The organism is Pseudomonas sp. LBUM1664 (genome assembly GCF_059695895.1).
Genome location: NZ_CP166791.1, coordinates 1,679,228 through 1,704,839, shown reverse-complemented (window position 1 = coordinate 1,704,839; position 25,612 = coordinate 1,679,228). Strand labels below are relative to the sequence as shown.

At 59.5% G+C, this 25,612-nt stretch carries 30 protein-coding genes; 1 reads left to right on the top strand and 29 read right to left on the bottom strand.

What is annotated here, in order from left to right; all coding sequences use genetic code 11:
* Positions 1-144 precede the first annotated feature (144 nt).
* Positions 145-708, top strand: coding sequence for a P-loop NTPase family protein (locus ACA047_RS08175; RefSeq protein WP_497358269.1), 564 nt, complete (start codon positions 145-147; stop codon positions 706-708).
* Between the two features lie 463 nt (positions 709-1,171).
* On the opposite strand, the gene ACA047_RS08170 is transcribed toward ACA047_RS08175, so the two are convergent.
* The 29 genes from ACA047_RS08170 to ACA047_RS08030 form a co-directional block, all read right to left on the bottom strand.
* A complete protein-coding gene (locus ACA047_RS08170; RefSeq protein WP_497358267.1) occupies positions 1,172-2,260 on the bottom strand; it encodes an acyltransferase family protein in 1,089 nt (362 codons plus the stop codon).
* A 101-nt stretch (positions 2,261-2,361) separates the two neighbouring features.
* Positions 2,362-2,883 (bottom strand): lysis system spanin subunit, encoded by a 522-nt coding sequence (locus tag ACA047_RS08165; protein ID WP_497358265.1) that lies wholly within the window; start codon positions 2,881-2,883, stop codon positions 2,362-2,364.
* The gene (locus ACA047_RS08160; RefSeq protein WP_497358263.1) at positions 2,880-3,305 is read right to left on the bottom strand and encodes a cell wall hydrolase; all 426 of its coding nucleotides are present in this window, start codon (positions 3,303-3,305) and stop codon (positions 2,880-2,882) included. Before ACA047_RS08160 ends, ACA047_RS08165 begins: the two co-directional genes overlap by 4 nt.
* Positions 3,306-3,370: 65 nt before the next feature.
* Positions 3,371-4,417, bottom strand: coding sequence for a phage late control D family protein (locus ACA047_RS08155; protein ID WP_497358261.1), 1,047 nt, complete (start codon positions 4,415-4,417; stop codon positions 3,371-3,373).
* Positions 4,418-4,481: 64 nt separating this feature from the next.
* Positions 4,482-4,688: a tail protein X gene (locus ACA047_RS08150; RefSeq protein WP_497358259.1), complete on the bottom strand. Its 207-nt coding sequence runs from the start codon at positions 4,686-4,688 to the stop codon at positions 4,482-4,484.
* Positions 4,663-5,508, bottom strand: coding sequence for a phage tail protein (locus ACA047_RS08145; RefSeq protein ID WP_497358257.1), 846 nt, complete (start codon positions 5,506-5,508; stop codon positions 4,663-4,665). Before ACA047_RS08145 ends, ACA047_RS08150 begins: the two co-directional genes overlap by 26 nt.
* Positions 5,509-5,517: 9 nt before the next feature.
* Entirely contained in the window at positions 5,518-8,250 is a 2,733-nt protein-coding gene (locus ACA047_RS08140; protein ID WP_497358255.1) for a phage tail tape measure protein, read from the bottom strand.
* A gap of 127 nt (positions 8,251-8,377) precedes the next feature.
* Complete coding sequence (locus tag ACA047_RS08135; RefSeq protein WP_497358253.1) at positions 8,378-8,689, bottom strand: phage tail assembly protein; 312 nt, start codon at positions 8,687-8,689, stop codon at positions 8,378-8,380.
* Between the two features lie 66 nt (positions 8,690-8,755).
* The gene (locus tag ACA047_RS08130; protein ID WP_497358251.1) at positions 8,756-9,265 is read right to left on the bottom strand and encodes a phage major tail tube protein; all 510 of its coding nucleotides are present in this window, start codon (positions 9,263-9,265) and stop codon (positions 8,756-8,758) included.
* A gap of 12 nt (positions 9,266-9,277) precedes the next feature.
* Positions 9,278-10,444: a phage tail sheath subtilisin-like domain-containing protein gene (locus tag ACA047_RS08125; RefSeq protein WP_497358249.1), complete on the bottom strand. Its 1,167-nt coding sequence runs from the start codon at positions 10,442-10,444 to the stop codon at positions 9,278-9,280.
* An 85-nt stretch (positions 10,445-10,529) separates the two neighbouring features.
* Positions 10,530-11,066, bottom strand: coding sequence for a tail fiber assembly protein (locus tag ACA047_RS08120; RefSeq protein ID WP_497358247.1), 537 nt, complete (start codon positions 11,064-11,066; stop codon positions 10,530-10,532).
* A gap of 9 nt (positions 11,067-11,075) precedes the next feature.
* Positions 11,076-12,635 (bottom strand): phage tail protein, encoded by a 1,560-nt coding sequence (locus tag ACA047_RS08115; RefSeq protein WP_497358245.1) that lies wholly within the window; start codon positions 12,633-12,635, stop codon positions 11,076-11,078.
* Positions 12,632-13,237, bottom strand: a complete 606-nt coding sequence (locus tag ACA047_RS08110) for a phage tail protein I (protein ID WP_497358243.1) — start codon at positions 13,235-13,237, stop codon at positions 12,632-12,634. The genes ACA047_RS08115 and ACA047_RS08110 overlap by 4 nt, the downstream gene beginning before the upstream one ends.
* Positions 13,237-14,118, bottom strand: a complete 882-nt coding sequence (locus ACA047_RS08105; RefSeq protein WP_497358241.1) for a baseplate assembly protein — start codon at positions 14,116-14,118, stop codon at positions 13,237-13,239. The genes ACA047_RS08110 and ACA047_RS08105 overlap by 1 nt, the downstream gene beginning before the upstream one ends.
* A complete protein-coding gene (locus ACA047_RS08100; RefSeq protein ID WP_497358239.1) occupies positions 14,115-14,441 on the bottom strand; it encodes a GPW/gp25 family protein in 327 nt (108 codons plus the stop codon). The genes ACA047_RS08105 and ACA047_RS08100 overlap by 4 nt, the downstream gene beginning before the upstream one ends.
* A gap of 5 nt (positions 14,442-14,446) precedes the next feature.
* Positions 14,447-14,656, bottom strand: coding sequence for a hypothetical protein (locus tag ACA047_RS08095; protein ID WP_497358237.1), 210 nt, complete (start codon positions 14,654-14,656; stop codon positions 14,447-14,449).
* Between the two features lie 52 nt (positions 14,657-14,708).
* Positions 14,709-15,272: a phage baseplate assembly protein V gene (locus ACA047_RS08090; RefSeq protein ID WP_497358235.1), complete on the bottom strand. Its 564-nt coding sequence runs from the start codon at positions 15,270-15,272 to the stop codon at positions 14,709-14,711.
* The gene (locus ACA047_RS08085; protein ID WP_497358233.1) at positions 15,269-15,811 is read right to left on the bottom strand and encodes a hypothetical protein; all 543 of its coding nucleotides are present in this window, start codon (positions 15,809-15,811) and stop codon (positions 15,269-15,271) included. Before ACA047_RS08085 ends, ACA047_RS08090 begins: the two co-directional genes overlap by 4 nt.
* Positions 15,786-16,166 (bottom strand): head-tail joining protein, encoded by a 381-nt coding sequence (locus ACA047_RS08080; RefSeq protein WP_497358231.1) that lies wholly within the window; start codon positions 16,164-16,166, stop codon positions 15,786-15,788. Before ACA047_RS08080 ends, ACA047_RS08085 begins: the two co-directional genes overlap by 26 nt.
* On the bottom strand, positions 16,166-16,480 hold the full coding sequence (locus ACA047_RS08075; RefSeq protein WP_497358229.1) for a hypothetical protein: 315 nt from the start codon (positions 16,478-16,480) through the stop codon (positions 16,166-16,168). Before ACA047_RS08075 ends, ACA047_RS08080 begins: the two co-directional genes overlap by 1 nt.
* A 66-nt stretch (positions 16,481-16,546) precedes the next feature.
* Positions 16,547-18,598 carry a ClpP-like prohead protease/major capsid protein fusion protein gene (locus ACA047_RS08070; protein ID WP_497358227.1) on the bottom strand — a complete coding sequence of 684 codons (2,052 nt, stop codon included), beginning with the start codon at positions 18,596-18,598 and terminating at the stop codon, positions 16,547-16,549.
* A complete protein-coding gene (locus tag ACA047_RS08065; protein WP_497358225.1) occupies positions 18,537-20,072 on the bottom strand; it encodes a phage portal protein in 1,536 nt (511 codons plus the stop codon). The genes ACA047_RS08070 and ACA047_RS08065 overlap by 62 nt, the downstream gene beginning before the upstream one ends.
* A complete protein-coding gene (locus tag ACA047_RS08060; RefSeq protein ID WP_497358223.1) occupies positions 20,069-20,275 on the bottom strand; it encodes a DUF6148 family protein in 207 nt (68 codons plus the stop codon). Before ACA047_RS08060 ends, ACA047_RS08065 begins: the two co-directional genes overlap by 4 nt.
* Positions 20,266-22,323, bottom strand: coding sequence for a phage terminase large subunit family protein (locus tag ACA047_RS08055; protein WP_497358221.1), 2,058 nt, complete (start codon positions 22,321-22,323; stop codon positions 20,266-20,268). The genes ACA047_RS08060 and ACA047_RS08055 overlap by 10 nt, the downstream gene beginning before the upstream one ends.
* Positions 22,286-22,831, bottom strand: coding sequence for a terminase small subunit (locus tag ACA047_RS08050; protein WP_497358219.1), 546 nt, complete (start codon positions 22,829-22,831; stop codon positions 22,286-22,288). The genes ACA047_RS08055 and ACA047_RS08050 overlap by 38 nt, the downstream gene beginning before the upstream one ends.
* Positions 22,832-23,010: 179 nt before the next feature.
* Positions 23,011-23,754, bottom strand: coding sequence for a hypothetical protein (locus ACA047_RS08045; RefSeq protein WP_497358217.1), 744 nt, complete (start codon positions 23,752-23,754; stop codon positions 23,011-23,013).
* 45 nt (positions 23,755-23,799) lie between these two features.
* A complete protein-coding gene (locus ACA047_RS08040; protein ID WP_497358215.1) occupies positions 23,800-24,126 on the bottom strand; it encodes a phage holin, lambda family in 327 nt (108 codons plus the stop codon).
* 233 nt (positions 24,127-24,359) lie between these two features.
* The gene (locus ACA047_RS08035; protein WP_497358213.1) at positions 24,360-25,103 is read right to left on the bottom strand and encodes a hypothetical protein; all 744 of its coding nucleotides are present in this window, start codon (positions 25,101-25,103) and stop codon (positions 24,360-24,362) included.
* Between the two features lie 56 nt (positions 25,104-25,159).
* The gene (locus ACA047_RS08030; RefSeq protein ID WP_497358211.1) at positions 25,160-25,513 is read right to left on the bottom strand and encodes an antiterminator Q family protein; all 354 of its coding nucleotides are present in this window, start codon (positions 25,511-25,513) and stop codon (positions 25,160-25,162) included.
* Positions 25,514-25,612: the final 99 nt, after the last annotated feature.

Below are 25,612 nucleotides of genomic sequence, written 5' to 3'. Positions count from 1 at the left end.
TCAGTGCCTGGTTTGGGGTGGCTAGAGCGGATGGACGTTTCGGAGGGTGACGCGGAGCGTCATAAGGTGATGGTTTTGCTCATCTACTGCCGCATAATTGGCAGATGTCTTCAGTTGATTTTTTCGCAAGACAGGAGACCAAGGGTGATCAAACGGATTCATATCAGCGGAGCTTCGGGGGCGGGAGTGAGCACGTTAGGAGCAGCAATGGCTGACAGGCTTCACGTACCTCATTTTGATGTCGATGATTACTATTGGTACCCGACAGATCCCCCTTTTGAAAAATCACGTCCGTCTGAAGAAAGACTTGTTCTGTTAAAACAAGCGCTGGCTGATCTTCCTTGGGTATTGTCTGGATCATTAGATGACTGGGGGACTGAGGTGATTCAAAGCGCTGATCTGGTGGTATTCATTGACACTCCAACTCCACTGCGCATAGAGCGTTTGAGATCACGCGAATCACAACGGTATGGCCAGCGCATTTTGCCTGGTGGCGATATGTATGCGAACCACCAAAAATTTCTCGCGTGGGCTGAAAGCTATGAAGTAGGAAGTCGAGCGGGCCGTAGTAGACCCAGACATGAGTTGTGGCTCAAGAAACTGACTAAACCAACCGTTAGATTGAACGGAGAGATCGCGGTCGCTGAGATGGTGATCAATGTAGTCGCAGCAATTTCAGATTTGACTCACCAGACATCAGCATCGTAGCGAGTCTTTTCGCCCTAAAAATGCCCTAACCGAAACGTCAGAAACGAAAAAGCCCCTGAAATCTTTAACAATTTCAGAGGCTTAGTCATACACAATAATGGCGGAGAGATAGGGATTTGAACCCTAGGTACTGTCGCCAGTACAACGGATTTCGAATCCGTTTTCATACTCAACAAACATTGGCGGCTCATCTCCAGGAACCCTATAGGGAATCGATTTCAACGTAAACCAACACAACACCATTCCACACCATTTGGGGGAATAACTCCCCCAAAATTCCCCCCTCCCCGGCGTCCTGCCGACCGATCACCATCCCCTATTTATGCAGCTCCCGCACGTATGTCTGGAACGCTGCCAGCTTGATCAGTCCCAGTCGACGTCGCCCGAGGAAGGCACCGAGCAGTCACCGAGCAGAGTGCGGCGAGCAAGTACTTCTGAATCGCGGCAAGGATTTAGGAGGGCGTCACAAAGTAGATTGTCTCTCTACGGTCTTGGTCGCACGACTCCAAGAGCTCTGACAAAATACCTTTCGAAAAGATGTCGCTGTGGCGCCGCCAACTTTATTCATGGGCAGCTCCACCAACTGATAAGTAATCACCGAAATCGCAACGGTTAAAGGAACAGAGATCGCCGCATAAATAGCTGCGTTTTCAATCATAGACATCTTGCCAAGCGGTATGCCCAGCTTGACGCAAAGCTGCCTGGTCAAAATCATGCCGGCCAGATGCATGAGGTAGAAGGAGAATGAAATTTTTCCAAGGAAGGATAGGACTGGACGATTAAGCCAGGTCATTGATTCAGACCGGCCAATACTCAGGATCAGAATTCCCGCGCAAGCGGTTTGAATGAGGATTGAGGCATCTGTCTTATATCCAAATACCATATCAGAAACAAGCATCAGAACTAATGCCGAATACGCCGCAAGCCTACCAACCGTTATCCCCCTGCTGACATAAACGATCATGCTTCCGACAAAAAACGCTGGTAGGTATTTTGCGAAAATAGGCGACATAAAGCCACCAAAGAAAAGGACCAATAACGCGCATCCTACGATTATTAATCCAGGCCACCAGATTCGTCGCGCCATGAAAGCCGAGAACACGACAAGGCAGCCAACTAGTTCAACTTTCAATGTCCAGGCCACGCTGTTAATGGACGTATCCATTAACAACATATTCTGAACCAACTTATCGGATGGGTAGCTGATCATGTAGCCCAAAATCAGAAGGCTACAAATTAAAGCCGGGAATATTCGATAAATACGCCGAATAACAAAAACGAAAAACTCGACCCCGTAGTTCACAGACGCAAGACGCTGCAAGGACAGGGTCAACACAAACCCACTAAGAACGAAAAATATTATCACTGCCGAGTGAGCGTTGAACACAAGTTGGATCAAACGAGCAAACACACCCTCGACATTGGAAAAATCCATCATCGCCCAAGTCTGGGCGTGGAATGGCTGGGTCGAAAAAGCCGTGAGGCAGTGCGCCACAGCGACGCAAAGCGCGGCCAAGAACCGCAATGAGTCGAGGCTGTTGTTACGGTCCATTTGAACCTCCCTGTAAAAAGGAGATTGTCGCTGAATGGCTTCCCAACGGCAAAGATATTCCGCCTCTTGGCGTCACAACAGAGCCCTTCACTCGTCCTCCGTCACCACTGATCGCCGCCCAGCTCTCGCACATACGCCTGGCACGCCGCCAGCTTGATCAGCCCCCGGTCGCCGTCGTCGGTGATGGCGATAATTCGTTGAGCATGCGCTGGGTCAAGTTGGGCTCTTGCTCTTCCATGAACCACGCCGCCGGCGCTGGTGGCGGCAGGCACTGCGTTGCTACCGGCTGAATCCTCGTCGAGGAGGACTGACAGCCGCAAATCAGAAGTGGCAAGGCGATCGCGCAGGCGAGCCTGATAGTTTTGTGCATCGCTCATTTCCTTGTAGTGGGTTTGATCACTGGCCGACAGCCGCTGCTCCAGCGCCAGGCGCTTGCCCTGCTCCGCCTGGACCTGGGCGGCGGCCGCGCTGCTGATTTTGTCGAGGTCGGATTGGTGCAGGCCGGCCTGCTCTGCCAACTGCTTGCCGTATCGCCAGTCCTGGACCTTCCAGGTCACGCCCACGGCGAGCAGCAGGAGCACCAGCACACCAACGGCCAGCGCCTTCAGCGCCGCGGGACTCATGGCACATCCTTGAAGAAGACGTGATTGCCAAGGCGCAGGATTTGCGTGGCTTTCGCCGCCCAGGCCGGCGGCTTCGGCATGGTGGTCGCGTAATAGTGGGTCGCCCCGCGAGTCATATCAGGCTCGACGCCAGAGATAACCAAGTCGGCAGCGCGCTGAGCCTGGGCGAACTGCTTTGGCGGGATTTCCTTTGCGCCACTCAGGTAGGGATAGTTCGGGTCGTTCTTGTTCCAGCAGCTGAACTGGTACGGCTTCAGGCAGACGCCGGCGTAACCCTCACCCCACCAGGACTTATCCTTGCCATCGAACACACGGTTGCGGATGGTCCAGGCTGCGGCAATCTGGCCGGCCAGACCCTCCCCTCTTGCTTCGCCCCACAGCGTACGCGCGAGGATGTCGCGGTCCTTTTCGGTTGCAGTCATAACTTTTCTCCAGGCATAAAAAAACCGCACTCGGCGGGTTATGGGGGGGTGCGCTTCGGCGCTATCTACAGGTTGACGACCTTGACCGGCTTGGCCTCTTTCTTCTTTTTCTTACCCTTGGCATTGGCCTTGCCCTTCTTGCCGCCGTTGCACTCGACGGTGGTGGTCCAGCCGCTGGCGGTAAACATTTGCTCCACCGCATCCGCCAGGTACTCACCATCGAGCCCGGGTTTGATGCCCTGGATGATGATGGGCCGTTCGGCAAACACATCAGCACGCCCAGCCATTTCCAATCGCACCCCGGCGGTACTGCGGTTAAACGCGGCCAGGCGCGCCTTGGCGGCCTGCTCAGCGGCGGATTTGTTCGGGTAGATATGCCGGTCGGTGTGCACCGCCGGCAGTCCGTCGGGCAAATCGTCGTTGTCCAGCTCGACCACCTGCAAGGCGCCCGTCTTCTTGTCTTGGTGCCTAGTGCGCACGGCCTTCTGCGTGTTGCGGTCGCCGAGACGGAATTGGTACCGGCTCAGATCAGCACGGCTCAGGGTCACCGGGCTCAAGTTCTTGCCACTCGCGGTCTGCCCGCCCTGCCGGGGCATGACCAACAGCTTGCCGTCGGCCAGCTTGGCCGTGCAGTCGTATTGCTTGGCCAGGCGGGTGATGAAGTTGTAATCCGACTCGTTGAGCTGGTCGACGCGGGGCACCTTGGTTTGTACCGGGCACACCGGCTGCCAGCCATTGCGCGCGGCCACGTCGCGTACGATCTGCTGCAGCGGCACGTTTTCCCAGGAACAGCTGCGCACAGTCTTGCCGCTGCCGCGCATGTCGCTCGCCTTGCCTCGGATCACCAACGTATCGGGCGGCCCGGATACCTCGACCTCGTCGACGGTGTAGCGACCCAGGCGAGTGAGGGCCTGGCCGGTGTAACCCAGGTAGACCTCAATGCGGGCACCGCGTGAGGGCAACGAGACCGCCTGATCCCGGTCATCAATGCGCAACTCAAACTCATCCGACTCCATGCCCTGCTTGTCCGAGGTGCGCAGACTCAACAAACGATCATTGATCAGCGTGGTGATGTCCTTGCCGTCCGCGACAATGCGAAAGGTCGGCGTCATGGTGACACTCCAGAAAGAAGAAACCCCGCACAGGGCGGGGTTTCGTGACGCGTAACGCCAAGGGCTAATCCCATAGCAGGACATCCTCCAGCGTCTGCGCCGGCAGATCCGGCAACAGAATGATCACGCCGACACGAAAAGGCTGCGGCTCGTCAGCTAAACCTTGATTGGCGGACAGCACAGCCTCCACCGTGCCGTTGAGGTGCCCGTAGTAGTGGTGACACACGGTGTCCAACAGATCCCCGTCAGACGTTCTGCAGGTCGTCGCCATAGCTCACAAACTCCAGTGAAAAGGATTGCTTACGCGGAATGCCACCGGCGAGCAGGTGGCTTTGGTCTTCCTCGATGTTGACCAGGCACCAGGTGCCGAGCACTTCGCCATAACCTGTGGTCAGGTTCACCGGCTGCAGGCGGCGGCCGATAGTGCGTAGGGTGTCCAACTGCTTAAGCCCACCCTTGAAACCCGGAAAGATCGCACCTTTGAGGCTGATCTTGTCTTCTCCCAGACCGACCGCCTGCTGAGCGATGCTGCGCGTCAGGCGCTCCTGGCCCGCCCAGCGGAACGACGTCTGCCGGCGCAGTTCTTCAAAAGCGGCCGTATCAAGGTTGAAGTAGTACGCCTGGGCGTTTGGCTCCTGGGGTTGCATGATCAGCAAGTGCGGGAACGGCTTCACCGCCTCGACCACTGGCGTTGCCTGCGGGGCAAATGACCCCGTGGGCACGATGTTGCTCAGCGACGGGCTCACCTTGCCGGCGATACGGTTGATCGCGGCGCCCGCCTTGCCCGACTGTTCCTTGAGCGAGCCCAGCCGTTCCTGCACCTGGCCGGCGGCGGTGACGGCTTGGTTGTACTTGGCCGCCACCTCGCCCACGGCGGACTGCGCCGCGTTGATCGCTCGCATGGTCCGCTGAACCTTGGCGCCGATGGTGGGCCCGATGAAGGGCACCCCCTCCAGCTCGGACGCCGCGCCCGTCATGTCGCTGATGGCGCCATTGAGCGGGCCCAGCATGCCGTCGAGGCTGGTACGGCCAGACTCGCCCGCCGCAATTAGAGACTTCAACACCGATTGCATTTGCTCCATGTAGGCCATGGCACCTCCTTAAACGTGGGGAGCATCGAACAGCTGGGTCGAAGCCTGACGGGCTGCAAGCTCCCGACTGAAAGCCTCCAGCTGTCGCTGAAAATGCGGCTCCAGCTCGCGAGCCAACTGCGCTGGGTCTTTTACGTCGCCTTGCACCGTGACTGGCATGCTCAAAGTAAAGGTAAAGGCCGGCTCAACCTTCGGCGGCACAGGCGCCGGCGCCGCCTTCTCCACCAACTTGGCGACCTCGGGCGGCTTGACCGGCCCCTCCATAGCCCGCACAGCATCACCAGGCACCAGCGGCTGAGCGGGTTTGTTGGGGTCAGTGAGCGATGGCGTTACGCGTAACGACTCGAGTGATGCACCAGACTTGTCGAGCTGAGCGGCTTCGGGCTTGTCGCGTTTGGCATCCTCGGCCTTGTCATCACTGCCAAACCAGGATTTACCCAACATTCCGCCGACAGCCTCACCGCCCATGCCACCCAACAAGGCACCAATGGCCCCACCGATAGCGGTACCGATGATTGGCACCACCGAACCAATAGCAGCACCTGCAGCAGCGCCGGTGAGCGAACCCGCCAGGCCGCCGGCGGCACCACCATAGCCCTCGGCTTTTTCGTCTTGGGTCGTGGCGTTGAGCGCGGTATCCAAAACCCCTACCCCCGCATCAATTACCGCCCCTCCCGGCACACGCTTGGAAACCTGAGTGACGCTCTTGAGCGACTTAACGACCTGCCCGAAAGAACCGCTAGGAACAGCCTCTGCCATGGTTTTCACAGGAAGGCCCGTCAGCGCCCGGGCATTGGGTATGACGGGCAGTGCAGGGGCAGACACAGCCGGGACGCTCGGCGCCCGAACGGTCATTCGCCGGCGCTGGGTCGCCCCCAATGCCACGCGACGACCACGACGGCCCCGCTGACGCTTGCCAGCAGCGCCGCCAGGGTCAGCACCTGGGCCAGGCGAACCCGCCCGCCCTATCGCATCAGCATTGACGACGAAAACGCGCTGGGGCTCGCTGCCAAGTTCTGCACCCGAGTCGCTGCTGCCGCCCAAGAACTTGCCGAGCATGCCCAGGCCCTTGTCGACCGTTTTGATACCGGTTTTAGGGGCTTTGGAAACAGCCTCGCCAAGGGCACCCGCGCCTCGCTCCATCGCCCGGCCGCGACTGATGTTGTACAAGCCTTTGCCAATCTTGACCGCTTTGGCAGTCGTCCGGAGGGCCATCAGGCCGGCGGTGATGGCGGCAATGCCGAGCACCACCGGTTGCGCACCGTCCGACAGCTTGGTCAGCCCACGTGCCATCCAGGTCAGGCCCTGAGCGACCGCGTCGGTTGCCGGGCGGATGGCATCCCCCACGCTACGCATGCCATCGCTGACCGCCTGGCCCAGCTCGTCCCACATCTGTTTCGACGTTTCGCGGCGCTCTGCCAGGTTTTTATCGAGGATCCCGCCGGAGGATTGCGAATCCTTTTTCAGCTGCTCATACAGCGCCTTGTTTTGCGAATAGGCCGTGAGCGCGGCCTTGACCTGCATGTCAGCGAACAGGTCGCCGGTACGCAGGGATTTTTCCAGGGCATCGAGCGCCGCCTTGGCCTTCTCGGGATCCGTCTCCTTGCTGATCTTCGCCTGGGCCTCGGCCATCTTCGCGGCTTTCGCCGGGTCGGTGGCCTGGATGTATTTCATGGCCAGGGCAAAGCTGGATTCCAGCGTCGACATGCCCTTCTGGATGCCGGTGTTCAGCGAGCCTTGATAGTCAATGCCGGCGTCCTTGTACGCCTTGACCACATCACCCGAACCGATTTTCTCAATCCAGTTTTTGAGGTTGTTGGCCGCTTCGTCCGAACCGCCGGCGGTTTTCATCTGGACTTGAAGCATGGCGCCCAGGGAGCTGACCGCCTCCATGCCGGTGCTGCCGTTCTTCTCCATGCTGGCCAGCAGCTGAGGGAACCACCGGGCCATGTCGCTGGCCTCGAAGCTGCCCGCCTGGCCTTGATAAGCAATGGCCTCCAGGGCCTGCTGCATCACCTTGGGGTCGGTGATCTTGGCGTTCTGCTGCAGCGCCATGATCATGCTGGCCGTGTCGACACCCGACGCGCCCTGGCCGATGGCGAACTTGGCCGCTGTCGGCGCGTAGGCCATGGCCTGCTTAAGGTCCATGCCGGCACCGACCAGCTGGTTAACCAGATCCGCCACATCGTTACGGGCCATGCCCGTGTCTTGCGAAGTCTGGATCACCGTCCGGCTAAGCTGGGCTTCCTGTGGCTTGTTGACCACGTCCGCCTTGATCGCGATGTCCCGGATGATCGCCTGATAATCCGCGCTAATCTTGGTAGGCACCGCCGCCAGGCCGGCACCGACGACCGCCTGGCCAACGCTCGACCTGAGCCCGGCCTTGCCGGCATCGAGCTGCTGACGCCCTTTCAGCTGCAGATCGGCCGCTTTGGCCGTGCGGCCGAGGCGCTGGTACTCCTGGCCCAGTTTGCCCACTTCCACACCCTGCTTGCGCAGGGCATCAAGGTTGCCATTGAGCTTGCGCAACAGGCCGTCAGCCGAAGCGGCGCCGCTGTCGTGCGCCCGCTTCCACTCATCACGCAGGCGGATGGTTTCGCCAATGGTGTTTTTGAGCACCTTGGCCTTGTTGCCTTTGTCCTCCAGCTTTTTGATACGGCCTTCAACCGTGTTGAAGGCTGCCCCAACCGTCGAACTGACGGCGCCGCCAATCACCAGCGCTAACGCCAGTTTGCTTGCCATCGACTACCCCCTGGCTCAATCCGAGAGCCACCAGACCATGTCGGAGAACGGCATGGCCTGGATTTCATTGGCGGAAAAATTCAGCTCGGCGGCCAGGCGCTTGGCCAGCCGCTTCAGCACGCTCAGGTCAAAGTTCGTTGTCCTTAACCACGCAAAAATATCCCTCCTGCAGGCGGCCGTAATTGATCACGCCCATGTTGTCGATGTCCGCCATGCTGATCTCGGCCAGGGCGGAAAACAGAACGATTTCCTCCTGCTCCCGATCACCACCACTGCTGGCCTTGGCCGTACGCAACTGACGAATCGTCGGCTCGCGCAGGGTCAGCACGTCGACCTTGACGCCATTGGCCTCGACCGGCTTGGCCAGCTTCACGGTGACGCCGGTTTCGGTGAGGGTGATAAAGCTCGGGATTTTGGCCTTGTCTTCGGTATTGCTCATGGTGTTATGTCCTTGTAAGAGGGGAAGCCGCCCAGGCGAAACGCTAGGCGGTCAGAAAAGGGGAAGTTAGAGGCCCAGGGCACTGCGCTGGGCGGCCAGTTGGTCAACGCCGTTGATCACGCGACGCATGCCGATTGGGTCGATTTCGTAGACGGCGCGGCCATCCACTTCCAGCTTGTAATAGGTCAGTGCGACGGCGTGCTTGATCTCGGCCTTGTCGCCAGGCTTCCAGTCGCCCATGTCGACCTCTTTCAAACTGCCACGCAGGGTGACGATCACCGGGGTGATCGTGCCCTTGAGGCCTTTGTAGGCCCCCCGGAACGTGCCGTTAAAAGCGCTGCCGTCGGCCAGGCCAAAGAACTTCAGCGACTCGCGGCGCACGCCGGTGGTGACAAAGTTGGCCTCCTGCTTTTCCATGCCCATGTCCATCTCGACCGGCGCGTCCATGCCGCCACCACGGTGTTCTTCCATCTTGAGCGTGAGCTTGGGCAGGGTCAGGCTCGGCACATCACCCTGAAAGCTGATGCCGTCGACGAACAGGTTAAGGTTGGCCAGGGTTTGGGGAATCATTGCCATTGTGGTCGCTCCTTAAGCGGCGGTGTCGAGGACTTCGGTCAACCATTGGTTGGTGACCTCTACGCGGAAAATGGGGTTTTCAGCCGGCGGAACGTCGGTAAAGCGGATGTTCCAATACACCTTGCCCTCTCCCAGCTCACTGGCCGTGTTCAACACAGGGTCCGCGTATACCTCAAAGTTGATGATTGCGCCCTGGTTCTTCAGGTCGCGCATGAACGCCTGTAGACCCTCGGTCACGTCCTTGACATAGGTCGCGGTAATGGAGCGGTCGACCGCCCATTTGTGACCGTAGAGGATCGAGTCCATGACGATATCCATCGTCCGCACGCGGGTGACGAACGCCCATTTAGGATCGCTCGACAGGGTGCGGTTGCCCCACAGGCGGAAACCGTCGTCACGGATGATCGTGGTGATGTTGGCGTTATTGAGCAGGTTGGCTCGGCAGGTTTCGTCACCGTCCAAGAACTCGACCGGGCGCGAGGCACCGGTGATGCCGGCGAACTCCTTGTTCGAAGGCGAGGCCCAGAAGCCGTATTCACTGTCGGTCCAGGCGAACAGACCAGCGACCCAGGCCGAAGCCGGCGCGTCGACCGTGGCGTCTGCCGTGGTGTCCCAATACTGCACACCGGGGTCGACCATAAAGGCCCGCTTGGCGCCGAAGTTCTCGGCGTAGGCCATGGCCGCCTCGTCGGTGGTGTTCGGGCCGTCGATGATGGCCAGCCCTCGCAACTTGTCGGCCAGCGCCACCAGGGCGGTACCGACGGCCAGGGTCGAACTGTGCTTAGGGGTCACCAGCAGCCGCGGCTGAGCGTTGAAACGGCTCTTGCCGTCCAGCAGTGCTTGCAGACCGGTACGTTTGCCGCCCGCCAGGACGCCGCCGATGATTGCCGAGGTCTGTTCGGCCGGATCCGCCAGCTTGGCCACGCCACAGGCGACAATCACCGCTTTGGCGCGGACATAGATCGCTTTGCAGGCTTTGGTCATCGCCGAGTCGGCACCGAAGGCGGCCACCGCTTCCTGCTCGCTGGTGATCAGCACCAGATCATTCGGTTGTGCGCTGTAGGCCGGTGCCGGCTCAAAGGTATCAACCAGGCCAATGATCGAGGTCGACGCCACGGCAACGCTGCGCGACCCGGTATCGACGTTCGTTGTGGTAACGCCGTGAAAGAAACCGCTCATAGATTCTCCAGAAACGAAAAAGCCCCGCAATGCAGGGCCTTGAGTGGGTGAAGCGGAAAGAAAACGCCCCGTCAGTGCGGGGCGTTTATTGGGTTTGCTGGCTTAACCAGGCCGGAGCAATTGGGCGGTGCTCGGCAAGCGGGAACTCAGTGCCTTGCGGCCAGTCGCGTAGCTGTCGGCGATAGGTTTGCAGCGAGGTGTACTGCTCGGCCGTGAGCGTTGGCGTAATGCCTTCCTCCAGTTCGTCACGGTGGCGGGACACGACGCCATCGGTAGCGGAAAGCTGAGCATCCCTCCAAGCGCGTTCAACCGCCTCGGCCTCTTCGCTCGACATGGGCGGCGGATCGGCCTCCATTGGCAAACCATCAGAACCAGCGACGATAATTTTGCTGCGCGACGGGGCCGATAACAGCGACTCGTAAAGCTCATCGGAGATCGCCACCGCGTCCGCCGGAATCAGGCAGGCCGGGTTGTCGACTTCGATCATGGGCGGTACGGCATCACCATCGGGCACGCCGTCTTTGATCGGACGTGACCACTCAGGATCGACAACCAAAATGCGGCGAGCGCCGTGGCTCTCGGTGTTGTAAAAGCCCGCAGGCAATGGGCTGTAATAGATCATGAGTCCCCCTTAGTAGCCTTCGGCAACCCAATAAACAGCTTCGGCTGTTCGTGTTCCCGATAGAAATGCCCCGACGCTGAAGCCAGCCAACGCGGATCCATCTGCGCGAACCATGACGTTCGTGTCGCGGGTTGCCCCGCCGTTGATGTAGGCAGTGGCCTGCAATGACACCAGGCGCGTAGTGAACGCCTCAGGAAACAGGACCGCCAAGTCTGCTGAAGCGCTGGTTGTCAGAAATCCCCATTGACGCAGCTTTCCGCTGGGCAGACGCTCTTTGCCATTGGCTGCCAGCGTCGTGGTGAACGACGCTGAGTACTTCAAGGCGACGGTTCCGCCGACCAATCGCCATTGCCCCCCTAGCTTGATAAATTCAGCCGTATCGCCCAAGCCAAGGACGATAGAGCCGACAACGCCGGAAGAAGTGTTAAGCGTGTCGCCACCTGCTGCCGGTACGATCGTCAGCAGTCCAGTGCCGGCACAGACAACAGCAACTGTTGCCGCTGCTGTGGAGGGGATGGTATTGGTCGCAGGCATAGTGCAGGTAAGCGGCGAAAAGCTGGAAAAGCTGACCAGCCCGCCTACCTCGTTAAGCGTCAATGCGGTGCTCACATCCAACGAAAGGAACGTTGAATATTGCAGCCCATGGCGTTTCAGAAAGAACGCATTCACGAGCAACTGCGAGCTGTCGAATTGCGGCGGGGTGTTAGCTGTTGGACTGATCAGCGCCGGCGCGTTTATCGTCGCAAACCCCTGGGTCACGTTCTGGAACGTCAGCGCCGTGGTACCCAGGACAATCGTCCCATCAGTGATTAACTGCCAACGGGTATCGGCCAAGGTGGCGCCTTGCTCAACCGACAAAATCATCGCCGAAGTAACCTCGGCATTGCTATCGGCATCTGGCGCACGCTGCCAACCTGCGGTACCAGCAATCCAAATACCATTGTCCCGGGCTACCGTCTGGTTTTTCACCAGCACGCGATCACCCGCGAGCAAGGTAACGCCGTCAATCGTCTGAAGACCCATCAGCGCGATATTGGATGTGGTGGCCAAGCGCACTGACTGCTTGTTGTCGAGCTTGTACAGCTCCTCAAGGATTCGCCTGTCCACGTATTCCCGGGATGCCAGCACCAATGACGGGTCAATTTTCAGCGTGATGTTGCCCGTACTGCTGACGATGAAGTTCATCCGTACGATTTGTGTTCGTCCGGAGCCCTGCGTCATAACCGGCTTATAGCTCGGTGGGCAGTTCGCGACCGCCACCAGATCCCCGTCGGCATCATAAATACCGATTTCACGAATCCAGTGCCCGCCCTCGTCGGCCGGAATAATCTGTTCGGCGATGATCACCGCCGAGTTGGTCGGGTCAATCTTGAGTTGATTCAGCGGACGGCGACGCCATTCGTTGATCAACGCCGTTTGGGCCGCATTAGGGATGGGATCGGTGCCGTTGGCATCGCCCACGCCCATCTCGGTTAGTTTCCAAGGAACGCCAAGCGCATCGGCGTTCGCCTGCTTCGCCGCTCCCACGTTCGTGAGGATGGCGAAAAACTGCGAAGTCTCATCAATCATTGGTAAACGTCCAGGGTGTCTATGGTGTGTTCGCGCCCTGCCACGCCAATGGAACCGGTGACTTCAATGTCACGCATGACAGGCGGGTACACGTCGATCTCGTCGCCCTCGTACAGGGCAACACCGATGTTTAAATGGCCTTGGGTTTCGAGGCTGATGGCCAATCCAGTCATGTGGCGACTAACCGGCCTGGCGTCGTCGATCAGCCACGTCAGTTCCTGATAGGTTTCTTCGCTGATGCCTTCATCAGAAACGCCGATCCTCAAGTCGAACGTTCCCGGCACACCCTTAGGCACGGTCTGCCACCACTCGACCACCTCAATCAGGTAGCCGAACGGCTCCACCACCCGGCGCAGAGCGCCGATGGTGCCTTTGTGGGCATGGACGTAGAACGACGAGCGGATCACCGAGCGCTTGACCTCTTCAGGCCACCGATCATCCCAACGGTCCACCGACCAGGCCCAAGCCAGTTGGTAAAGCAGATGGGCCGGGCAAGTATCCGGGTTGTACAGCGTCCTAAGGGGCACCTCGGTAACTTCGTCGGTGGCCACCTCAATCGCCCTTTCGAGCTGGGTGCTATTGAGCGGTAGCAGACTTTTCATCAGCTACCCCGCGTGACGGTAACGCCCGAGCACCAGGCCGCTTGGGCCTTGGTCGGACGGATGTCCGCCCATCCCGGGATTTCCACGCGAGCCACACCGCTGATATGAAGCTGCGCGTCGATGGCCGAGTGAGCCACCTCGACGCCCAAACGGCGGCGGGGATTAATCCAGGCTTTCAGCCGTGCGTCGCACTCGGCCAGCGTCGCCTCGGTTTCCGGGCCGGCACCGGCCAGGTACACCACCGCATCGACCCGATAGGGCAGGATCTGGGCGCTTTGCACGGTCAGCCGATCAGCCACCGGGCGTCGGTCGTCGTCATTGAGATGGGCGCCAACCTTGGCTAACAGCTCGGGGCTGGCCGTGCCGTCGCCTTCCAGCGACAACACCGTCACCACCACCTCGGCCGGTGCTGGGCTTTCGGCCGTGGCATCCGCGACCAAGCCCGAGGCATTGCGGGCATGCAAGATGTAGCTGTTTCGCGGGCCGGCCGTGGTCAGCCCTTCGTACACCAACTGGACCCGCTCGCGTAATGCGTCGTGCTCCTCCATCACCTCAGACACTGGCGGCACGGCGGCGAGGTCTTCGGCCTGAATCACCAGTCGCTTGAGGCCCACGTTGGCGGCCAATTGGTCAAGATCAGTACCCGTGGCATAAGCCAACAGCAATGCCTTGGCCCCGTCGTTGACCCTCGCCCGGTTCTGCATGCGGCGATAGGCCCCCAGCTCCAGCAGCTTGGTCACCGGGTCGCTTTCAAGGAGGGCTGTCCAGTTGTCGCCCATGTACTCGCGAAAAGCCGCCAGCTCGCCCTGATACAGCTCTTCAAAGTCCAGGCTTTCCAGCACCTGCGGCGCAGGTAGCGCCGAAAGGTCGATAGTGCTCATGCGCTTACCTCCAGCAGCACGCCATCATCGTCGTAGGAGCCCGTCAGTTGCAGGGTGATTTTGCCATCCACAACGGCAATGACCCTGACTCGCTCCAGCTTCAAACGGGGCTCCCAGCGCCCCAGGGCGCGAGCCACCTCGGCCTGCACGGCGCTTTTCCAGCCTTCGTTAACCGGCAAGTCGACATAGCGGCGCAATTTGCTGCCGTAATCCGGAAGCATTCGGCGGCTGCCCAGAGGCGTGCTAAGAATGTCCTCAATGGACTGCCGCAGATGCGCCGAACCTGACAGCAGCTGCCCCGTGCGGCGGTCCATTCCGATCATGGCGTTTACTCTGTCAGCGGTTGCAGATCCGGGTGGGCATTGAGGAAGGCGTATTGCTCATCGCCGCTCGCCGCAACCCGGCCAGCGATAACGGACAAGGTGCTGCCGTCCGACATGACCAGCGTGCGGGAGGTGTACCGCGTGTCGCGGAACACTCGCGCCGGGCCGATGGTTTCCGGCACATCAGGTGTGGCGGCTGCTTTCTTGGCGCTCATATTTGCTCCAGACAGAAAAAAGCCCGCACTGGCGGGCTGGAAAATTGATTAATTAATGCGAGTGGTGGTTGTCGCTCTGACCGGCCGCCATGATGTTCGCGGCGCCGGTGATGTTGCCCGTTACGAGTAACGTCCCGTCGATTTCCACCACCCCTTTCAGGGTGATGCTCGCGCCTTTCACGTCAACGGCGTTATCCGTAACGACGACCTCCGAGCCACCGACTTTGAGGGCCACGGTGCCGCTTGGCACGGTGATGGTGTAGCTGCTGGCCTGCCAGTCGTAGATCAGCGAGCCGCCATCATCGAAACGCCACACCTCGACATGATCGCGGTTGTCCGGGGGGGCGCCGGCATTGCCGTAAAGCCCAGGAATGAATGTGCCCTGCGCCACCTCCCCGCTGGCACTTATCAGGGTCCCCTGCTCGCCGAGGCTGGGCGCACGCCAATGGCGCGCCATGCCGGCGGCGATGCTGTGCCAACGCACCCAGGCGCTGACCCACTCTCCATCCGACACCCGGCATACAGGTGGCGAGGCGGCCAGATCCACCGCCACCACATAGCAATCCTTGATTAGTCCGGCCAGCATTCGGTCATGCTGCGCGCTTGCGTAGCTCATTCAATATCCCCCGGGCTGATGTAGTCATCCTCCTTGCCGGGGCCCGTGTCGGGATGGAAGGCAAACACCAGCGAACCCGGCGGTTCGTCAGGCCATAACCATTCGGTTTCGCCCAGGTAGACCGGTTGTCGCCACTGCACCGACCAGGCGGAACAGTGCTCAAGCGCGGGAATGGATTCCGTCGGCATCGCCTGCACGTCACGGACGTGGTCGACAAAGTCGAGTTCCCAATACTGGTTATGCAGCAGCTTGGCCAGCTTGCCTGCCAAAACGGCGGCCTGCAGCGGCGCCCGATCCCGGGACGACTCGACCAAAATGCAGGCTTCGAACGTCGCCAGCAGACACACCCGCCCATCCCCGGGATCATCCCCCGGTACCAAATTGGTCAGGGCGTAGAGCAGCGCCGGCAGTGGCATGCCCTCCTCAAGGACCGGATAGTCTTTGACATACACCACTTGCGGCATGGCTGCCGTGATAGCAGCCGTCATGACGTCATGCAGTTGAGTCAGCTCACTAGGTAATGTCTGCGGTTCGCTCACGCTCTACCTCCAGTACCAGGGCCACCATGCCGCTACCGTCCGGCTCAGGGCGCACTACCTTGTACCGTCCGCCGCCATCGGCGGCCGACAGTCCCACGATCAGGACCACACCCTTAACCAGGCCGACCGCGTCAGCGGCTGGCAAGGTAAAGGTGGGTTCGCGTACAGCATCAGCATTAACCGTAATGCCCAGGCGCCCATTACCGCCCCGAGCCCCCAACTGGGGATCAAGAAACGGGTTTTCGAAGGCGCCCAACAGCGGGGTGCCGTCTTCCAAAGTCGCGGGGTCACCCACGCGATTCAGAATCCGGCGATCCAGCTGGGCCATACGGTCGCGAAAGTTCGCGGCCGGCATTACTGCACGATCAGCACGTCAGCGAAGCCACCGACCGGATCGGACAACAGCTTGCCGTAGGGGGCTGAGTCGGCAGTACCGGCCGCTACCAGCGCGCCCGCCTTAACACTGGCTTTCATGCCGGCCTTAAGGGCGGCATCCGCTGGCACGCTCCAGCAACCGTTGGTGCGGTAGACGATCACCGTCCCTTTGGGGCCGCTTTGCAACGGCATCACCGCCAGGTCGTTGATCACCTGGGGAACGCCGGCAACGGAACCGCCGGTGGGGGCTGGCAGGGTTACGGTTTCGCCAGTACTTGCATAGTTTGTAGCCATAGCCTTTTTCTCCTATCCAGAAACAACAAACCCCGCATAGGCGGGGTGCATGGCATTGAGCGCGGGTTACGCGCCGGCGGACTTGTTCAGGCCGCGCGCATCGAGCGCGGAGACGCCGGCGTCAATCCGAACCTTGGTGGCGATACCGTCGCTTTTGAAGCCTTCCTGCTGATCGATGTACGGCGTATCAACGCCATCCAGATAGGCCACTTCGATGGTGTCGCTACCTTGCTTGGCGGCCAGATACCAGGCCGACGACGACGCGTCGTCCAGGCGCGGCTCTCCGATCACTTGGGCAAAGTTCTGGATCGGGTTGACTACGCCGGCGTTGACTTGCGCGGTAGGCACCGAGGACGAACGGATCAACTGATTGGCCTTGTCTTCCAGAGCGACCGGGCACAACAGATACGCAGGTCGCACATTCAGCGTGCGGGTTTTCTCGCCCTCTTTGGCAGGCTTGCCCCTCTGCAACGCCATGGCAGTTTTTGCCGCACTCATTGCTTCAATCGACAACGCCGAGCCGGCACCGGTGAACAGGTTTTTGCGCGAGCCGTCGAACAGCGGTTTACCGTCCTTCATCTTGCCGTTGTTGATCAGGGTGTCATACACCAGATCGCCGATCGTTGCGCGAGCGGCGACACCCATCAGTCGCGGAATCGCGATCAGAGCGTCGAGGTCGTCGTTGATGATCGCCTGACGGTTGATGCTGAAAATTTCACCGTAGGTGGCCAGACGGATCGTCTCGCCGGTGTCGCCAAGGGTGATGTACTTGTATTCAGCACCTGGGCGAACTTCACGCAGGGTCGACATCGAGCCCAAGCCGACGCGGTTGGCCACCTTGAAGTCGCTCAAACGGCCTTGGCGAGTCCACAGGTGATAGGTTTCCTCGGCATCTTCCCAGCCAGCCAGCAACGAACGGTGCGAGGCATCGAGCAGGATGTTGCCGAAGTCGCTGCTGTCATGGGTAAACGCCATGCCGACCATGTCCATTGGGCGCAGGGTCGCCACGCCAATGCCGCGATCAGCCAAGGACGCACGGGCCAACTCGCGCAAGGTCATGTGGTTGTATGCGTTATCCGCTTGGTTCTCTTCCATGCCGAGGCGGCCGAACAACGAAGCCCGCACCGAGTCGCCCACCAGATTGCCGTTGCTGATATGCCCCGGGTGTCGCGGACTGGCGGTCGGGGTGGTCTTTTCGCCGATTGCAGCCAGCAGCTTGGCGTTAGCCTGCTCCAGAGTGCAAGTGGTGTCGCCCAGGCAGGTTTCGCGCAACGCCTCGTGACCCGCGAACGCTGAAAACGCTGCACTGATCGCTGTACGACGGGACGCTTCGGCCGCCACACCTTGAGCCATGATTTGCTCTGGGGTCAACGCAGACGGCGCTGGAGTGTTTTGCGCCGGAGCAGCCGGTGCCGGAGGGGTCACCGAACCGCGGGGTTCGAACAGATTTTTGAAAGATTCTGGCATTTTATTGAAGTCCTGCATTCGTTGTGAATTGAGTTTGGCGAAGGTGTCCATCGACTCGACCATCTCGTCAGCGAAACCCAGCTCGACCGCTTCGGCGCCAGTCATCCAGGTTTCAGCGGCGAGCAAGGCCTTGACCTCGTCAACGGACTTGCCGGTTTTGTTGGTGTAGGCCGCCACCAGCGAATCCTCGACCTTGTCGAGCAAGTCGGCATAGCGGCGCATTTCGTCGGCGTCACCACCCTGAATCCCCCACGGCTTATGCACCATGATCATGGCGTTGGCCGGGATGCGGATCTTGTCGGCCGCCATCAGCACCACGCTTCCCATGGAAGCGGCCAGACCATCCACCGTGCCCTCCACGTAAGCCGGATGGTTCTTGAGCAAGTTGTACATGGCCATGCCTTCAAACACGTCCCCGCCAGGCGAATGGACGTGCAAATTGATCTGTGACACGTCACCGAGAGCTTTCAGATCACGGGCAAACTGGTTGGCTGATATGCCCCAGGCGCCAATGTCGCCATAGAGCATCAGGTCAACAACGCCACGCGCAGCGGCGCGGAGTTGATACCAGCTCTGCCCGCCGTTCGGCTCATCCTTCTTTGGGGTCGCCCCCCGTGGCCGCATCAGCGGCTCGTTGTTTTTCGTCATCATTGGGCTGATTCTTCCCGTAGATTTGGTGGTAGTAGTCCGAGCTGTACACCAGCCCGTTCTCTCGGTTCGCGGCGATTTCCGCCATACGCGACGCCTTGAGTTCTGAAGGGTTGCGCTGCCGCGACCGGGCCACTTCTGCCTCATCAGCAAAACCGGCTTCAACCAGAAGCTTCCAAGCCGTGGCCTCATGCACCGGATTGATCCAGGGCATCACCGGCCCTTGATAGAACGCCCCGTAGATCGTTCGCGGATCTACATCGACAGGCACGACCAGTTGGCCGCTCAGGACCGCCATTTGCAGCCATTGGCGGTAAACCGGACGACACCAGTAGTCGATGAATTCGTGCTGCAGCAGGTCATAGCCCAACTGCCCTTCGACCAGTTCCTGACGCTGCGCCGAATAGGTACCGTCATAGCTGCGCGCCACACTGGAATAAGTGCCGCGGGTACCTGCCGCGACCGCCTTGAGCTGACCATTACGGAACCCCTCAAGGAACGGGTTCGGTCGGTTGCTTTCGATCATCCCGACATCTTCACCGGGCAACAGCGTGTCGATCACGATGCCCGGCGCGATTGGGAACGTTCGCTCGGCGCGCGCCTGACCTTCCGCCGGCGGAATGTAGTCGTCGGGAAGCCCCTTCTTGATGTACATGGCCAACGCCGCACTGATACGCGCCGCGACCCGCTCGCTTTCTTCGTAGTCCTTGATATCCGCCAAGCGGATCAACACCGCGTGTAGTAACGGCTGGCCACGGTTCTGGCCAATGCGCTTGCGGTGCGCAATGTGAATCATCTGCTCAGCCGGGACGCGCTTGGTGTTCTGCGCGACAACGCCACGCAGATCACCCGGATGTATCTTTAGCAGGTGGTAAGCGCGCACCCGGCGCCACGCATTGCGCTCGACGCCCTGAACGATGTTCTTGGACAGATCGGTGTATTCAACGGGCAGGTAGTCTGGCTCCAGCAGCTCCAGGGCAAACGGCACACCGTGCAAATGGTCGTAACCGGGTACCTTGCCCATCAGCATCTGTGCCAAGGCCTCGCCATCGCGCAGCCAGGTGCGGCACACCAATCGTTCCATCTGCGGCCGACTTAGTTCTCCCGACGCCTCGGGCTTGAGCGACCATTCCCCCCACAGCGCCTTGATCTGCGCCGCAAACGCCACGTTTACGGTACCGTCGTAGCCCAGCGGAATCGGCTCCACCGCAATGCCAGGGCCGCCCACCACGCGCTCTTCCAGGCGATCAAACAGGCCGGTGACAATGTCGTGATCTTCGTCCAGCTTGCGGCACTGATCGCGCAGTGATTTCAGCGTGCGATTCAACGAAGCGTCGGCGCTGCGCGGCTGCTTTTTGGCCTTATGCGTGCGGGTAACCGTGGCAGCCTCAAAGGCCATGATCACGTTCCGCGCTCGCAGCCGCTCAGCCACCATGCCCGGAAAGAGCGGCGCCAGGGCTTTATCCAACAGGTTCATTCAAAGGCCGCCAGGGAGTATCCCGGGCGCCCCATTCTCTGCTCGGATTTGACACGCCGCTCCCATTCCAGCCGGCCGGTACGAATGCCCGGCAGATCCGCCATAACGACCCGGCGGCCGTTGAACTGCACGTCTTTACCGGCCAGCACGTCCGCTTCGGCCTGCAGGTATTTATCAAGCATTTCCTGAGCTGTCACAGCCATGCGTTTGCTCCTGTTTCAATCCAGCCGCCGGCGGCAGGCTGGTGGTCTGGTTGTGGTGCGGCCTGGGCCGGCTCAATGGCCAGGGCTTCTGGCTCGGTACGCGCTTCAGGTGCTGCCCCCTCTTCAGGCTCGTCCGGCTCGTCGGATTCATCCGGCACCTCCCACACGCCCGTTGCCGTGTTCAGGCTGGCCAGCAGGTCAAGGTCGAGGCCGAATTTCTCCTGACAGATACGCAGCGCCGCCAAGGCATACACAAAGCAGTCGAGCGCCTCGTTGCGCTTCTTGCTGGCATCCCAGCGAAGCACGCGGCGCCCTCGGGCCATGATCCATTTCTTGGTTTCACTGGTGAGCTGCTTTAGCTCGTCGCCGTCGCAGATTTGGTCGTCGGCAGGAAAATGCACCAGACCCGGCACCGGACGGTTGCCGTCCGGCTGTAGCTTGAGGCGGTTGTAGATCACCTCTTTGGCGTTGTCGGTACCGACCTCGGTTAGGTAGGTTTTTGATTTCTTTTCCTTACGACGCGGGAAGCTCGCAATCGGCTTGCCGTAGGTACTGGCCCCGAAAATCGGGATCACCCAATGCACGCCATGCTTGCGGCTCTCAGCCCGAACAGCGTCCGAGTGGTGGCCGCCGGAGTCCCAGCACCAACGCTCGACCCGCATCACCGCACCGTCAGCACGGATGAACATGCGGTGCAGCTCAAGCCCCACCTTGCGTTTGAGCACCGCACTGGACGGATCGCCGTACAGAATCTTGCGATAAATCAACCACGCTTCTTCGCCAGCGCCCCAGCCCCATACGCGCAACTCGTAACGGTCGTCTTGGGTATCAATCGAGCCGGTCAAGACCACCACGCGCGGCGGCACCTGGGCGGCGTAAACCTCACGCCGGGCGTGCAACAACTCCCAATCGACCTTCTCGGTCTGATCTTCTTCCCACGTCTCGCCCAACGTGGTGTTGGTAAACGTCTTGAGCTTGCCCCGATCCTTGCCAGCCTTAACCCGCTCGTCGGCGATCTTCACCCAGGTGGTGAACGTCGAATACACCGTCCAGATATGGAACGTGAGACGGCGCGGCGTGCGCATCGGCGCATCGTCCGCATCGAACCACTCCATGCTGTCGCGCGTCCAAATACCGGTTTTCTCGCAGATGTACCGGCCCGACTTTGACGCCTCGATCATGTCGTGATGTTCGAACGTGCAGCCGTGACCGGACTCACACAAATACCAAGCCTTGACGACTTCTCCGCGTTCATTCTTCAGCCATTTGATGCCAAACGGCTCATCCGACCCGCCCCACTTCAGCGTCTGCTCCGTGCGGCAATGCGGACAGCGAATGTGAAAGCGCATCAAATACGCCGACTCATTCGCCGCCCGGGTGATTTGGCAGGTGTCCGCTAGTTTTGGCGTGGAACCGCGAATTGACTTGGGGTAAGTCGCCCCTTCAAGTCGCTTATCGCCCAGGAAGGTCGGCGAACCCTCGCCCTCGATATCCTCATCGAAGTTCGACAGCTCGTCGTAGCCGACTTCATCCGGGCTTTTCTCCCGGTAGTTACCGCCCGCCGTGCCACCCAACCACCACAGCACTTTGCGGTTTTCAAAGACTTTGGAGTCTATCGTGTTGTCGCCGTGCTTCTTTCCGCACCAGGGCGCCAGGGCCTTGATCACCGGCACATCGCGAATCATCGGGTCGATGTGCTTTTTCATGATGTCTTTGGCGTCGTCGTCGGTCGGGCTCCACATGCAGACGCTGCGCTTTTTGTGCTCGATCTTGTAGGCGATGTTCGCCACCAACATCTTGGTGTAGCCAACCCGCGCTGACTTCAGAATGTTCAATTCTTCGATCAGGTCGTTGCCCATGGCGTTGAGCAAGGGCACTTGAAAGGCTTCGGTCGTCCACTTGCCTTCGCCGTAAGAGGACTCCGACGACATGTAAAAATACTCGTCTGCCCACTCGACCGCCGTCATCGGGGCATCTTTGTGCAGACTTTTCAGCCCGCGCCGGACAGCGTCAACCAGCGACCTCATCCAAGGTGGCGATGTACTCATCCAAAAGCTCCGGCACACGGTCAGCCAACCCGATAGCGGCGTTACGCGTAACGGCAATTTCGTTCTCGACGGCATCAAGGTGACGCACGGCAATATCGGGGTGCTTACGCTTCACGAGCTTAGGGATGGTGTTAAGGGTTGAAGCCAACTGCGCCGACAGACTGGATAGCGCGAAAATCATGAAACCAACCGGGACAAGCTCCTTGTCACCGATCTTGTTTTTGCGTGCCTGGGCGTCGGCCTGTTCTCGGGTCAGCCGCAGTCGCTCGCAATCAATCTTGTAGCCAATGAGCGGATCGACTTCTTCAGAGCCAGGTTGTTGTTTTCCGTCCTGATGTTTCAGCCGGTTATCCAGCACTGACCGGACGTCGTAAAAGGACTCGCGGCCGATCTTGGCAACGGCCGCGACGCCCCATTTATCGAAGGCCTGCGTCGTGATACCCAAGCTTTCAGCCATGCGGGATTTGTTTAGCCATTCAGGCTTACGAGTGATCGATGGATTAGCCATAACTACACAACAACCAACCTCTGAAAATGGGTCATACATAGCGAAGTAGCGGGGCCCGAATTACCCCCTATGCCCGGTACCCTCGGGAGGACCCATTGGATTCAGATCTGGAGGGGGTCGAGGGCCCGGGTGGGGGGTGTTCCCGCCCTCTTCGTGACCATCGACACCAGGCGCAGACATCACGACCGGGCCGTGGCAATGGCCTGACCAAGCGCCGCAGTGAGTTCGGTTGCACCGTGGGCGGTGATGATGTTTTCCCCGATCTTGTAGAACGGAAAGATCACCCGATAACCTGGCGCGCCATCGCTGTAGAGGAAGATCGGCCGCACCGCTTCACCAAAGGCCGAATCCTTGCGCTCCCACACGCCTTGCTGCCCGTCGACCGAGCCGACGAAGTAGCGCTTGGCATTGCCTTTGCGCTGGCTGCGTTTGCTGCCTGTGGCGTTGGCCTGATGCCCGCGACTGGACTCGGCTGCACCGAGGCCCGACAGGATGCGGGTCATGGTGCCGCGCGAGACGTTGCCGTACTGGTTGAGCAGATCCTTGGCCGGTAGCGCGAACTGTCCTGACGCCATCAGCCCTTGGGCGATCAGCGACTTTTCGAAACGCTTATGAGGTCGCTGGCCACCCTGCACGGCCTGCTGCAGGTAGGTGTCAGCAGGAATGCCAGTGGTCCATGCATCCTTGAAATACACCTTGGCCGGCCGGGACTTGGTAGCCGACTGGACGAAAAGGCTGTTCATGGTGGTCGGGGTAGGCCGATCCAGGCGCTGCCGCATGACCTTGAGAAGGCCCGGCTTAACCCTGTCCTTGGCCAAACGGGTCTGTGCCAGCACCAGGGCGAACGGAATTTGCTTACGCTGAATATCCGAGATTTCGCGATACAGAGGGACGCTGTTCACATCCAGTTTCATGTCAAACATGCATCCCCCTTCAACCCAGCCACACCAGCAACAATGGCCGGCGACTCACAGCGAATCCGTCTTTCGCTCAGCCCAACGGCGACCGAGCTGGCGAACCTGCTCAACGCCCAGGACACCAACAACACCGGCGACGGCATAAGACAGCCCGCCACCCATGCCAGCCTTTTCGGCACCGACACCAACAAGAAACACCAACACACCGCCCAGGGCGGCCTCCAATAACTGCCGATCCCAACGCGACTCTTTGCCGTCGTACAGAACCCGCAAATACGTGAGGACCGCTGCTAAAGCAGCAGCTAGACCATGATCGCGAAGGGCGGCAGCGACCATGACCCAGAAGGCCGGGTCTTTTTCTGGTGGCATGTTCGGCATCTCGGAATCCTCCCTTTCGGGGGGGCAAATAAATTCAGCTCCAACAGCACTCCCAGCTCGGGGCGATGGGTGTGGCGGAGCCGAAAACGAAAAAGCCCCAGCAAAATGCCGAGGCTCAAGGAAGTGTAGAAAGCAAAAAGCCCAACTCAGGGTCGGGCTTTGCTCGCGGAAAAACCGCAAAGTAACGAAGAATCTACACATTGGGACCGGGGCTGTCAACACCCGATTAAAGGTTATTTCCCCAAGGGCTGCCTCCGCATGGGGGCAGCTTTGAGCGGGCCAACACGAAGTAAATTCAAGGATCCCTTCACTGATTTAAGCTCGGCGAAACGGAAGCTTGGACCTACCTCATATCCATTCCGATCACCAATCAGGACTTGATCTCCATAAAAACCTAGAACCACACCGTCGTCTGATACCCAGTAAAAGTCTTGAGTGGCAGCTTCTCTTTTACCTAGAGCCGAGAAAATCAGAGCGAAAATGGCAATGCCAGACAAGATAAGAACATATCGCTTTATGATCGCGTAATGCCTCAAAGAGATGTGCAGCGGATCACTATCACTCTTGACTGCCTCGTTCCCAAAGTCAGGAACGTGACGATCTTTGCAGACCGCCACTACTACCCCCGCCATTGCTGCCAGTCCGAACACCCACCTCCAAAAAGGGGTAAGTGACACATAAAACAGGACGAGCGAAACATATGCCACAGCAGCTGCTACCAGCACTACTTGTTGCCCAGGAGCAGAAAAGCGAACGCCAGAGAGGAGGCTGAATACCATAAAAGTTACAAGCATCCATGGATATACAGTGATCACTACCGGAAGGATGCCGAATGAAGAAACTTGCATAAAGTCGGTTGGCGCACCGAAATAGCTCAGTCTACCCAGCTCATGAAATGCGAAGAGTATGTAAGCCAACGGCCCAAGCAGTGCAGCGGCCGAAACAATATATGCAGCAAGGTTTTTACCATCCGGCATCTTCATTTCCTTTTTTTGAAATGGAGGGTATGCGAACCCGCCCCCCCCCAAAAAACTCAAGCCGCTTGTCGCTTAGATTCTAGCGCGCCATCAATCCACGCGACACCAGCCTTCCAGAGCTGTCGCGTCTTCTCTTCGCCGAAACCCATCTTCTTACCGACTTCCATCAGCGATGTATCGCGGGATGTGTAGTACTTCTTTAATACCTCTCCGCACTCCGGGTATCGCTTGAGCAGTCGACCCATCAAACCATCGATCATGAGCGCGTCGTCGTCAGTGATCATCGGCGACAGCACAGTGTTCTCCCTGGACGCGCAGCAGGACACGCCAGAACCAAGTACCACCCAGCGGCCCCAGTGCTCCAGTAGGTCCTCGGCGGTGCGCTCGGTGAAGCTGATTGTTCTAGCCATGAATCAATCCCCTTTGTAAGACGAGCTGCCAGGCCCGCGGCGGTTGGGTTGCTGGTACTGGCGAGCATCACAGGCGATGGCCGACGCATTGCTCAACTG